Genomic DNA, 11,904 nt, shown 5'->3' with positions numbered 1-11,904 from the left:
ATGGCCAAGCTCTATACCAAAAAATGAAATTAGGGGTCATCCTTAAAAATAAGGAACCCCGGTATTGCCGGGGTTCCTTCATTTAATAAACACAGGTTTGGTCACGATCCACACATTAAACAGTCGTCGTCCGCCTGTCCTTCTTTTGCACGCGCAATCATTTCCTTCATTTCAGCAGGTGTCATGGGCTGTATATCAACACTTTGTTGAGGCACCGATGTTTTGACCTCCATCGCAACGGCAGCTTCAACGGGAGGAGTGGTCGCCTCGGCCTCGGCTTCTGCCGCCACGCTAACCGGAGCGGCTTTGCTTTTACTATTGTCTAAAGTAAATTTGATGGCATCAACTGCAGCCTTGGTGCGCAAATAGTACATTCCTGTTTTTAGGCCACTCTTCCAAGCGTAAAAATGCATCGACGTTAATTTCGCATAATTGGCATTCTCCATAAACAGGTTCAACGATTGGCTCTGGTCGATAAAATACCCGCGTTGACGGCTCATGTCAATGATATCTTTCATACTGAGCTCCCAAACGGTTTTATAAAGTTCCCGAATTTCTTGGGGAATAGTCTCTATATGTTGAATTGAACCGTTGGCCCGCATCAATTCTTGTTTCATATTTTCATTCCACATCCCTAAGTTCACCAAATCTTCCAAAAGATGCTTATTTACTACTATAAACTCCCCAGATAACACCCTTCTTGTGTATATGTTCGATGTGTAGGGTTCAAAACACTCGTTATTGCCAAGAATCTGTGAGGTCGAGGCCGTTGGCATTGGAGCTACCAACAAAGAATTGCGCACCCCATTTTTCTTTACTGCCTTACGTAGTTTAGCCCAATCCCATCTTCCAGAGAGTTCTTCATCCTTAATACCCCATAGGTTGTGTTGAAATTCACCCTGTGAAATCGGCGAACCCTTGTACGATGAGTAGGCACCTTCTTCCTTGGCCATTTCCATCGAGGCCGTAACAGCCGCATAATAAAGGGTTTCAAAAATTTCTTGGTTCAATTTCTTAGCCTCATCACTAGTGAACGGCAAGCGCAACGTAATGAAGGCGTCGGCCAAGCCTTGTACACCAAGACCTATCGGCCTATGCCTCATATTGGAATTTTCAGCTTCAACTACCGGATAATAATTTCTGTCAATGACCTTGTTCAAATTTCTGGTCACTCTTTTAGTAACCTTAAACAATTCTTTATGGTCGAACTCTCCATTCTTAATGAACATTGGTAGGGCAATGGATGCCAAATTACAGACGGCCACTTCATCCGGTGAGGTATACTCTAAAATCTCGGTGCAAAGATTTGATGAACGGATGGTTCCTAGGTTTTTCTGGTTGCTCTTACGGTTCGCCGCATCTTTGTAGAGCATGTATGGTGTACCTGTCTCAATTTGAGATTCTAGGATTTTCTCCCAAAGTTCCCGAGCCCTAACTGTTTTTCTTCCTTTTCCTTCCTTCTCGTACTTCGTGTATAACTTTTCGAATTCCTCACTATGACTATTGAAAAGGCCTGGGCATTCATTAGGGCACATTAATGTCCAATCTTCATTGGCTTCGACGCGTCTCATGAACAAATCGGAGATCCACATGGCATAAAACAGGTCCCGCGCACGCATTTCTTCTTTGCCGTGATTCTTTTTGAGATCTAAAAAATCATAGATATCGGCATGCCAAGGCTCCATATAGATTGCGAAACTACCCTTACGCTTTCCCCCTCCCTGATCGACATATCGCGCAGTATCATTAAACACCTTTAGCATGGGCACAATTCCATTCGACGTACCGTTGGTACCCGCAATATAAGAGCCTGTGGCCCTAATGTTGTGGATAGACAATCCTATTCCTCCAGCTGATTGCGAGATTTTGGCGGTTTGTTTTAGCGTATCGTAAATTCCATCGATACTATCATCTTTCATGGCCAATAAAAAACAGGACGACATTTGAGGTTTTGGTGTTCCCGAGTTGAAGAGTGTAGGTGTGGCATGTGTAAAATACTTCTTTGACATCAACTCATAGGTCTCGATAACCGCATCTAGGTCATCTAAGTGTATTCCGACGGACACACGCATTAACATATGTTGGGGCCGTTCGACAATTTTCCCGTTTAATTTTAAAAGATAAGAGCGCTCCAAGGTCTTAAAACCGAAATAATCATAGCCAAAATCACGGTTATAAATAATGGTAGAATCCAACCTTTCGGAATGCTCATCGATTACTTTGTACACCTCATCCGAAATGAGGGGTGCCTTTTTATTGGTACGCGGATTCACGTACTCGTATAGGTCTTTCATGGTTTCCGAGAATGACTTCTTTGTATTCTTATGAAGGTTCGAGACCGATATACGCGCTGCCAACTTCGCATAGTCGGGATGTGTGGTTGTCATGGTAGCTGCAATCTCGGCGGCAAGGTTATCAAGCTCAGAGGTGGTCACCCCATCATAAAGTCCTTCAATTACGCGCATGGCGACCTTTAAGGGGTCTACCAGATCATTAAGACCGTAGCATAATTTTCGTACTCTGGCCGTGATTTTGTCAAACATGACCATTTCTTTCCTTCCATCTCTTTTGATTACATACATTGGGCTACTTTTTTAATATAGGTGATACGTGAGTTTTGTTGATTTTTGTTAAAAACCTTAACATTTTTTGATTTGATCGCAAAAACCCCTTTTCAAAGAAGAGGGGAAGCGTGATATTATTATATCTAAAAGTCGGCGTCGAAGCTTATTTTCTGAGAATCTTCATCCTTTTCCTTGTTGAGTACACCGGCCTTTTGATATTCAGAAACGCGCTTTTCGAAAAAGTTCGTTTTTCCTTGCAAGGAAATCATATCCATAAAATCGAACGGGTTCGTCACATTGTATACCTTATCACATTCCAATTCAACCAATAATCTATCGGTTACGAATTCTAGATACTGTGTCATAAGTTTGGCATTCATGCCAATCAAACTAACCGGAAGCGATTCCGTTATAAACTCGCGTTCAATATTCAGCGCATCGGTCAAAATTTGTGTAATACGCTCCTTTGGCACCTTGTTCACCAAATGTCTGTTATGCAGGTGAACAGCATAATCACAATGCATGCCCTCATCCCTTGAAATCAATTCATTTGAAAAAGTGAGGCCAGGCATCAGGCCTCTTTTTTTAAGCCAAAAAATCGAGCAGAACGCACCGGAAAAGAATATGCCTTCTACGGCTGCAAAAGCAATCAATCGTTCGGCAAAGCTAGGCGACTCTATCCAATTTAAAGCCCAATCGGCCTTTTTCTTAATGGCAGGGAAGTTTTCGATGGCTTTGAAGAGCCTATTTTTCTCCTTTTCCTCCTTGACATAGGTATCTATCAACAGCGAATAGGTCTCTGAATGTATGTTTTCCATCATGATTTGAAAACCATAAAAGAATTTTGCCTCGGAATACTGCACCTCACTCACAAAGTTCTCTGCTAAATTTTCATTAACAATACCGTCCGAAGCGGCGAAAAAGGCTAAAATATGCTTGATAAAATAGCGCTCATCATCGTTGAGTTTATTTTTCCAATCCGTTAGATCTTGATGTAGATCTATTTCCTCAGCGGTCCAAAAACATGCCTCACATTTTTTATACCATTCCCAAAGATCATGATGTTGAATTGGGAAAATTACAAAGCGGTCGTCATTAGGTTCCAAAATAGGCTCTAGGGCAGTGGACATATCAGTTATAGTTTAAAAAATTCGTGTGATGGGATGCTTTATTCCCTTGCGATGGGTTAACAAAGATGGAAAAAAAGAGTCGGTTTTTTAAAGTTGTTGAATGATTTCCATAACAAAGTTTTTAACACAAATTGTTGAAATGTCAGCTCGTTATTGATGTACATTGCTCTTCGCCCATGTCAGCAATTAATCTAAAAAATTAACGAATAGTACGCTCAAAAAATTAAACCAAAAAGTATGTTTTTTTATACTTTTTGGTTTAGTTAAATGACTAATAAGACTAAGGGTTTTTACTCGTTTTGGATTATTGAATCGCTATTTTATAAGTTTAACACAAGTTTTAGGATATATCGAAAAATGGAGTAATTCAATTACAACTATGCAATCGGTGGCAAACGGCGTTGGATAAGAATCCTTAAAGACAACCCTACAATCACTCCTCTTTAGGTTTTAAACGTCTTCTAGCTATTCGTTGCTTTTCGAAAATGTGTGAGGTCTTCTTTTACTGACTACTGCCAAAGGCAAAATGTGATTGGCGATTGCCTCATTTGACAAGTTGCGATCCAAAAAAATGAAAACGTCATAGAAAAGTGTTACAAATCTTTGTTTTGCCACTGGAAAAATAAATTTCTTGGCCCTGTACCACGATTAACGTTCTTAGATCGGTATTTGGCAAAAAGATAAGAAGCTCAGAAAATAAAAAAACGGAAAAAGGAATCCCTTTTCCGGTGAATTCAAATATTTTAATCAATTATGATACCGCCAAGCCGTACGACTCTCCTGATGCATCAAAAAATAATACGACCAAAAAGGTTGCTGATTTAGGTAGTTCCCCCGAAACCTACGATCAGGCAAATCACCATAGTCCAACAAGTTGGTTAGGTGCTCCGAATGGTCTCACCAGATGGACAGGATACGTCTATTTTTATCGTATCGCCCAGAGTCGTACCTTTTGGATTGGCAGTCTCATAAAATTTTAAACATTATTACAATCTTTTTAATTGCCTATCAAGACAGCACTGAAATTTCGAATATGTGCTGCCTCTTAAAGTAGTTGTTATAGGTCTAGATCGATATTTGAGGGGATTAAAAATAATCAATTTCTAACAAAGACCTCTATTTTATACTTTAATTATAACATTTAACTTCATCATCACTAGAAGATTACACCTATTTTGACCCAATTATTAGTTCTTACCTTACGAAAGTCATGATGCCATTTCCCTCTCTAGTTCGTTGCTACAAATCTACCCGTCAGTTGCAATCTTGTCCCTTCAAAATCCTTAAAAGAGACATTCATATTTCCTTCTATTTTGTCAGGCGATATTTGGGTTATTTCAATATCTCCATGGTGTGCAAAAAAAGGTCTTTCCCCAAGGTTTTCTATATCTGCAAATGCAAAAACCTCTTCGTTGCGATCTAAGAGCCCCCTGTGGGTATCAATGAACTTATGATTTCCGACAAAATCCTCTGGCGAACCATGCTTGGCAATTAGAAATCCTAAACGATGTGCTTTTCCAGTATCAGAATTATTCAGTTTCAATTCTAGGGTAGTAATTTGGTTCCCGGAATTAGGAATTTCTTCCCTTGATGTAATTGTAAAACTTATCCGCCCTGCCAATTCCCCATTAAGTTTACCCTTGACCTGTAAATCATAATTGCCTTCAATTGGTTTGGGCCAATAGTCTTTAGGGACCCCTGTAGTCGAAGTAAGACCCAAAGTTAATAGGGCCAAGAAACCCATTTTACTCATTTTCGTTATATAGATTACCATAATATCTCTAATTTAAATTACCTATATGCCTGTGCCTAGTCGCTTTCATTCTGATATCGCCCTTTCCGCTTCTTGGCTGGCGACAAGATCATGATCAAGAATCAATTCTGGTTCGTTCCCCGTTAAGACCGTCAATAACAAGGTCATTACCAATAAAGCGAACATGAGAAAACATTTTTTCATAATCATTCTGATGAATTGATACCGGGTCAGACAAGCCCGATTTCATTTAAAATATTTGCTCCTAAATTACCCCCGCCCTTCAAATAGTAAAGTTCGTTATGTATAAATGGCTCCGTTTTCTGTATAAATGGTATCTACGAGATTTAAACGTTGGGAAGTTCTGGAAACAGGTGCTTTAGACGATGAAAAGCCCTACAAAATATAATCAAACCGTTTTCACCCGTTTTTTTACCAATTATACTTCGAATGACCCCATCGATACATCTTTTTTTTTATGCTCTACGGATAAACCTATATTTGAGTACCTTAAAGGTGTTCTATATACCTTATCATATCGAATAATAAACCAAACCATTCAATATATCGAACGGAAATGACCTCGTCAAAACCGACACATTTTAATCAAATAATATATGTTAGAAGCCGTAATTGTAGACGATGAAATCAAGGCATTGCAGAGTCTATCTTGGGAATTGACCAATTTCAGTGACGAGATTAAGGTCGATGCTTCATTTACCGATCCTTTTGAAGCCCTTGAATATTTGGAAAAACATACTCCGGATTGCCTCTTTCTGGACATTGAAATGCCAACTATGGACGGCTTTCAATTCATTCAAAAATTGACCAACAAAAACTTTCCGGTCGTCATCACTACTGCCTATAACCAATATGCGATAAAAGCGCTCAAGAATGAGGCCATAGACTACCTATTGAAACCGATAGATACCGATGACCTTAAGGATACCATAGTTAAGATCAGAAAGTACAATGCCAAAAACTACACAGCCGAACGCTTGGAAAAAATATTGTTGAACTTTAATTCACATGCCAAGCATAAAAAAATCACGTTTAACACGGATGGAAAGCTGGTTTTCTTGGACAGCGAAGAAATTCTCTACGCCGAATCAGATGGAAACTACAGTACAATATTTTTAAGTGACGGGCATAAGATTGTCCTTACCAAAAAATTGAAGGAAGTTAATGAACTCCTCCCTGAAGCCTCATTTTTCAGAATACATAATTCATACATCATCAATCTGAACAAGATAAAGGAATTTTTGAAAACCGACGGTTATGTAGTTTTGGTATCGAATCATAAAATTCCTGTTTCTAGGCAGAAGAAATCCGATTTTCTGGATATGCTGTAGTATTGATGTCGTTTCTCCCTGTACATAAAAGTTTCTCTACCTGCCCAAGTGTCTCACATTTGGGCAAATTTGTCTTGAATTGCACTATTTGTCTCCTTTCTTTCGGAGCTCTTTTTTCACAAATGCTACCTGATGGTTCGACGGACTCCGTAGATAGCTTGATCAACGCCTCGCCCAAGACCTTTACAGAAATCCATTCCATTTTGCATCCGGTAAGAACCGATACATTACTCATGCGCTATTTTGAGAACGCTTCTGCGCAAAAAAGATACACCCAAGGCCAGATTTATGCATTGAATGAACTGGGAAGGACCTATCGGAATACTTCACAATATACCAAGGCCATAGCGTTTCATGAACAGGCGTTGCGAATAGCCAACAGAATTGACGATCTCGAGTTCAGGGTTATGAGCTTGAACAATCTCGGAGTAGTCTATCGAAGGATATCCTCTATTCGAACGGCAATGGACTATAACCAGCAGGCCCTCGAATTGGCCGAAACAGTCAAGAATCCGTCACGAAGCCTGAAGAGAAGTATCAATGTTTCCTACAACTGTATCGGAAACTTATATCAAATGCTAAAGCAATACGGGGAAGCCATTTCCTACTTCGAAAAATCCTTGATTCTTGAAGCCGAGCTCGACAACCCCTTAGGTATAGCTATCAATCATCAAAATATCGGAGAATGTCAAGAAGCGCAAGGTGAATTGGAAAAGGCCCTCGACAACTACCGCACTTCATTGAAATTCAACGAAGAAATCGATAATAGTATGGGGCGAGTTATCTGTAGGACCAGTATCGCTCAGATTTACTTGAAACAAGACCGTAGCGAGGAGGCGGAAAGGCTTTTGGATGAAACCCTGCCTTTGTCAAAGAAATTAGGGGATGGTTTTTTAACGGCCCCTGTTTATATCAACCTGGGCTGGGCACAGATGTTACAAAATGCGTATGAAACCGCAGAAGCCAATATGTTGGAAGGCTTAAGAATTGCTGAAACCAGAAGACTAAGGGATGCTGTGGCCAAAGCCAGTCATTTATTGTCGGATCTGTATGAAAAAACAGGCAACTTCGAAAAGGCACTAGGCTATACCAAAAAGGCCGTACAAGTAGACCAAGAAATTCTGAACGAAAGTACGGTACGCTATGTCAACGATATCATTCTCAGATACGATTCAGAAAAGAAAAACAACGAGATACAAATCTTATCGCAAAAAGCCGAAATGTTAGAAATGGAGGCGCAAAAAAGTAAAACGGTATTGCTCATCGGTGGTATTGCACTCGCTTTGTTGGCAGGCATTTTTTACATTCTCTACAGACAGTACCAACTCAAGAACGAAAAAAAGCTCCTGACCTTGGAACAAAGTATGCTCCGAAGTCAAATGAACCCTCATTTTTTGTTCAACTCACTTAATTCTATAAAGCTCTATATTATCAATAATGAGCAAAAAAATGCAGTTCACTATCTGAATAAGTTTTCCAAATTAGTTCGTAAGATTCTTGAGGCCTCATCGGTTCGCGAAATCCCCTTGGCCGAAGAATTGGAAACAATCGATCTTTATATGAATATTGAAAACATTCGATTCTCCAACGAAATTAATTTTAAGATAATCGTTGACGAAGGAATAGATACTCATACCATACGAATTCCTTCGCTCATACTACAACCTTTTCTAGAGAATGCGCTTTGGCATGGGCTTTCGTCAAAAAGCGGAGAAAAGAATATCTCTTTGCATATTTCAAAAGACACAAAGGGCTACATTCATATTTCAATAACCGACAATGGGGTAGGACGCGAAGCCGCCGAAAAACTGAAGAAGAATAAAGTGTTAAAACGAAAGTCCGTTGGAATAGCAATAACCAAAGAACGATTGGCCAATTTTTCTAAAGACTATTTGAATACATTTCATGTGGAGATAATCGACCTTTATAATAAACTGGGGCAAGCCAATGGCACCCAAGTGATATTACATATTCCTACGACCTAGTACCATGCTCTTCGGCAACATGCTCCAATTCGTTATACCAAGCTGTCCCGAATTTGCGAATCAGGGCCTCCTTTACAAACTTATATATAGGAACTTTCAATGCTTCGCCAAAGGTACACGCCGGGTCACAGATTTCCCATTTATGGTAATTTACAGCGGTAAGTTCGGAATACTCTCTTACCCTCACGGGATATAAATGACACGAGACAGGTTTTTTCCATTTTATCGCGCCTTGATTATAAGCCTCCTCTATACCACATTTTGCCGTTCCGGTTTCGGAAAACACTACATAAGCACATTCACTCTCGTCAACTAGAGGAGTCTCCCACTCACCATCTTCTCCCTTAACGAACGCCCCTTGTTGCTCTATGGCCTTAATACCCTCTGAACGCAAAAAAGGTTTGACCCTATTATAAATTTCCAATAAAACATTGGTCTCTTTATCTTCTAAGGGTGCTCCGGCATTTCCGTCTACACAACAGGCCCCTTTACAGGCTGTAAGATTACAGACAAAATCGTTTTCGATTATTTCTTCCGATACAATAGTTTTACCAAGTTGAAACATACTGTTTTTTTAACTTGGCAAAGATAGTTTTAAATCATAATTGTTACACCGATTATTTTATATAACTAAGCTGGATATACCTCTCAATAAATGTAATTTTGCAAAAATATTCCACGGTATGGAATTCAATTTCAATCTTAGGGAAATCGCAACTGCTACAATGGTACTCTTTGCTGTCATTGACATTTTGGGCAGTATTCCTATAATTATAGGCCTGCGGAAAAAAGTAGGCCATATCCAATCGGAAAAAGCATCTGTAGTCTCGGCAATCATTATGGTCGCTTTTCTGTTCGTAGGTGAAGAAATTTTAAATCTTATAGGTATAGATGTATACTCCTTTGCCGTAGCCGGGGCTTTTATTATCTTTTTTTTGGCCATCGAAATGATTTTGGGAATTACCCTCTATAAGGAAGACGAGCCCGAGAGTGCTTCAATAGTGCCTATTGCTTTTCCACTAATTGCCGGAGCGGGGACCCTTACCGCCCTACTTTCGCTGAGAGCCGAATATCATGTAGAGAATATCATTTTAGCCATCATTTTTAATACTATTTTTGTATACCTTGTTTTGAAATCATCCCGTCGTATTGAAAAAGTATTAGGGAAAAATGGGCTCAATATCATTCGTAAAATTTTTGGGGTAATTCTTTTGGCCATCGCAGTAAAATTATTTACTACCAATATCAACCAACTATTCTGAATTTCACAACATCAAACGTAAATCATGAACAAAACACTACATATTGTTTTTATCATAATCGCCTTATTACTAGTGGCGTATAATGTGACCCTAATAGATTTTGAAAAGCCCTTGCAGGGGAATAGTACCGTTGCCATCATCGGGATAATTGCCCCATTTTGTGCCATCTTACTCCTTTTGATTTATAGGACCAGTAAAAAAATTCAAGAAAAAATAGATAAGAAAGGTTAATTCCTACTTTCTATGGCTTCCGCCTCCTGCTGTCTAACCAAAGGATCATCAAGCTCCAAGACCTTTTGCAGCATATCATCTTCAGCACTCTTTATTTTGGCATGTACATTAGGCCCAAACAATTGTTCTGCCAGTGCGGCCTTTAAATAAATTTTGATGCTCCGCTCGTAATCATAGAAATTCATTTTCAGACTTTTAGCCAAGGAATAGTCCACAAACCTTTCAAAAAGGATGTCGTCTACCTTGAAGTTTTCAATAAAGTCATCTTCGCTGTAGTCGCTATATTGGTTTCTAGATTCATCTAAATGTTCAAAAATAAAATAAGAAAGCCAGCCATAACTATCCATACTTTCAACAGCTTCTTCTTCATTCGATCCCATAGGCACAAAAACGTCTGGGATAATTCCACCGCCCCCGTATACTATTTTGCCTTTAGGAGTGGTAAATTTTAAAGAATCCGCTACTTTTATACTGTCGACAGATATCAACTCTCCACTGTGGTAGCGATCTGTAAATCTTTGATAATAGTCCTTGCTTCCTTTATCATACGACTTTTGAATACTACGCCCCGTTGGCGTGTAATATCTTGAAACTGTGAGTCTTACAGCGGAACCATCTCCAAGGTCCATCTCGCGCTGAACTAACCCTTTACCAAAAGATCGACGGCCCACAATGGTTCCGATATCATTATCTTGCAACGCTCCTGCAATAATTTCACTTGCCGATGCAGAGCGCTCATTAATCAGTACGTAAATCGGTTTATCTTCAAAGCTTCCTTTATCCGTAGCATAGATTTTATCGACTTTTCCCGTTTTATTCTTGGTGAATAATATTAGCTTGCCCTTTTCCAAAAATTCATCGGCCATCTGCTCGGCCACACCCAGATACCCTCCTGGATTGTCTCGAAGATCCAGGGTTAATTTCTTTGCGCCCTTTTTGCGAAGTATAGCAAGAGCATCTTTAAACTCCCTATAAGTAGTCTCTGCAAAACGGTTCACCTTTATATAGCCCATATCGTCCGAAAGCATGCAGTACGCCTCAACGCTTTTAATGGGAACGACACCTCTTTTTATGTCTACAGTAAATATCCTATCTTCTTCCTTTCTGTACACTTCCAGTTTTACTGAACTTCCTTTCGTTCCCCTCAATTTTCCAACTATAGCATCACTTCCCAAATCTTTGCCATATAAAGTGTCGCTATCAGCCGTAAGAATGCGATCGCCAGCCTTGATCCCCTTTAAATAACTCGGCCCGTTCGGAATTGTTCGGATGACGGCAATAGTGTCATTATACGGATAAAAATTGATTCCTATCCCTACAAAATCGCCTTTCATATTTTCGGAAACCCGGTCCATTTCACTCTTTGGAATGTAGACGGAATGGGGGTCAAGCTTTTCTAAAATTTGATTTACCGTCACATCGACTATACTATCGGTATCTATATCGTCGACATATTCATAATCGATATAATCGATAAGACGATTCAACTTATCTTTGTTTGAATTTTTGGTGAAGAGTCGCTCTGGACTGTCGTTAAAATGTAACTTTCCTCCCACAAAAATACCCACGGCAATTGCTGCGGCTATAACAGTAGGCCATATGTAACTATATTTTCTTTTCATAAAAA

At 39.5% G+C, this 11,904-nt stretch carries 11 protein-coding genes; 5 read left to right on the top strand and 6 right to left on the bottom strand.

The genetic code is table 11. The features are described from left to right. Positions 1-101 precede the first annotated feature (101 nt). Positions 102-2,582, bottom strand: coding sequence for a ribonucleoside-diphosphate reductase subunit alpha (locus tag F2B13_RS13720; protein ID WP_149274033.1), 2,481 nt, complete (start codon positions 2,580-2,582; stop codon positions 102-104). A 125-nt stretch (positions 2,583-2,707) separates the two neighbouring features. Continuing rightward, the gene (locus tag F2B13_RS13715) at positions 2,708-3,694 is read right to left on the bottom strand and encodes a ribonucleotide-diphosphate reductase subunit beta (RefSeq protein WP_149274031.1); all 987 of its coding nucleotides are present in this window, start codon (positions 3,692-3,694) and stop codon (positions 2,708-2,710) included. 728 nt (positions 3,695-4,422) lie between these two features. Here F2B13_RS13715 and F2B13_RS13710 point away from each other — a divergent pair. Beyond that, the gene (locus tag F2B13_RS13710; protein WP_149274029.1) at positions 4,423-4,674 is read left to right on the top strand and encodes a hypothetical protein; all 252 of its coding nucleotides are present in this window, start codon (positions 4,423-4,425) and stop codon (positions 4,672-4,674) included. Positions 4,675-4,922: 248 nt separating this feature from the next. On the opposite strand, the gene F2B13_RS13705 is transcribed toward F2B13_RS13710, so the two are convergent. Continuing rightward, positions 4,923-5,468 (bottom strand): hypothetical protein, encoded by a 546-nt coding sequence (locus F2B13_RS13705; RefSeq protein WP_149274027.1) that lies wholly within the window; start codon positions 5,466-5,468, stop codon positions 4,923-4,925. Between the two features lie 45 nt (positions 5,469-5,513). Further along, complete coding sequence (locus F2B13_RS20495; RefSeq protein WP_198439701.1) at positions 5,514-5,651, bottom strand: hypothetical protein; 138 nt, start codon at positions 5,649-5,651, stop codon at positions 5,514-5,516. Between the two features lie 413 nt (positions 5,652-6,064). Between F2B13_RS20495 and F2B13_RS13700 the strand changes: the two genes are divergently transcribed. Together F2B13_RS13700 and F2B13_RS13695 are read left to right on the top strand one after the other, a co-directional pair. After that, positions 6,065-6,799, top strand: a complete 735-nt coding sequence (locus F2B13_RS13700) for a LytR/AlgR family response regulator transcription factor (RefSeq protein WP_149274024.1) — start codon at positions 6,065-6,067, stop codon at positions 6,797-6,799. 59 nt (positions 6,800-6,858) lie between these two features. Continuing rightward, the gene (locus F2B13_RS13695; RefSeq protein WP_232622896.1) at positions 6,859-8,784 is read left to right on the top strand and encodes a tetratricopeptide repeat-containing sensor histidine kinase; all 1,926 of its coding nucleotides are present in this window, start codon (positions 6,859-6,861) and stop codon (positions 8,782-8,784) included. On the opposite strand, the gene F2B13_RS13690 is transcribed toward F2B13_RS13695, so the two are convergent. Next, positions 8,774-9,349: a DUF3109 family protein gene (locus F2B13_RS13690; protein WP_149274022.1), complete on the bottom strand. Its 576-nt coding sequence runs from the start codon at positions 9,347-9,349 to the stop codon at positions 8,774-8,776. The genes F2B13_RS13695 and F2B13_RS13690 overlap by 11 nt on opposite strands. A 118-nt stretch (positions 9,350-9,467) precedes the next feature. On the opposite strand from F2B13_RS13690, the gene F2B13_RS13685 reads away from it, so the two are divergent. After that, positions 9,468-10,046 (top strand): MarC family protein, encoded by a 579-nt coding sequence (locus F2B13_RS13685; protein WP_149274019.1) that lies wholly within the window; start codon positions 9,468-9,470, stop codon positions 10,044-10,046. Between the two features lie 24 nt (positions 10,047-10,070). After that, positions 10,071-10,277, top strand: coding sequence for a hypothetical protein (locus tag F2B13_RS13680; RefSeq protein ID WP_149274017.1), 207 nt, complete (start codon positions 10,071-10,073; stop codon positions 10,275-10,277). Here the strand turns inward: F2B13_RS13680 and F2B13_RS13675 are convergent. After that, positions 10,274-11,899 (bottom strand): S41 family peptidase, encoded by a 1,626-nt coding sequence (locus F2B13_RS13675; protein WP_149304433.1) that lies wholly within the window; start codon positions 11,897-11,899, stop codon positions 10,274-10,276. The genes F2B13_RS13680 and F2B13_RS13675 overlap by 4 nt on opposite strands. Positions 11,900-11,904 lie beyond the last annotated feature (5 nt).

Origin of the sequence: Pareuzebyella sediminis (assembly GCF_008367235.1) — a bacterium.
Taxonomy (GTDB): domain Bacteria; phylum Bacteroidota; class Bacteroidia; order Flavobacteriales; family Flavobacteriaceae; genus Pareuzebyella; species Pareuzebyella sediminis.
This window is presented reverse-complemented; position numbering and strand designations above follow the sequence as displayed.

Excerpts from the sequence above, each read along its gene's own strand:
- F2B13_RS13720 (WP_149274033.1), bottom strand. The coding sequence starts at position 2,582 with ATGTATGTAATCAAAAGAGATGGAAGGAAAGAAATGGTCATGTTTGAC.
- F2B13_RS13715 (WP_149274031.1), bottom strand. The coding sequence starts at position 3,694 with ATGTCCACTGCCCTAGAGCCTATTTTGGAACCTAATGACGACCGCTTT.
- F2B13_RS13705 (WP_149274027.1), bottom strand. The coding sequence starts at position 5,468 with ATGGTAATCTATATAACGAAAATGAGTAAAATGGGTTTCTTGGCCCTA.
- F2B13_RS20495 (WP_198439701.1), bottom strand. The coding sequence starts at position 5,651 with ATGAAAAAATGTTTTCTCATGTTCGCTTTATTGGTAATGACCTTGTTA.
- F2B13_RS13700 (WP_149274024.1), top strand. The coding sequence starts at position 6,065 with ATGTTAGAAGCCGTAATTGTAGACGATGAAATCAAGGCATTGCAGAGT.
- F2B13_RS13690 (WP_149274022.1), bottom strand. The coding sequence starts at position 9,349 with ATGTTTCAACTTGGTAAAACTATTGTATCGGAAGAAATAATCGAAAAC.
- F2B13_RS13685 (WP_149274019.1), top strand. The coding sequence starts at position 9,468 with ATGGAATTCAATTTCAATCTTAGGGAAATCGCAACTGCTACAATGGTA.
- F2B13_RS13680 (WP_149274017.1), top strand. The coding sequence starts at position 10,071 with ATGAACAAAACACTACATATTGTTTTTATCATAATCGCCTTATTACTA.
- F2B13_RS13675 (WP_149304433.1), bottom strand. The coding sequence starts at position 11,899 with ATGAAAAGAAAATATAGTTACATATGGCCTACTGTTATAGCCGCAGCA.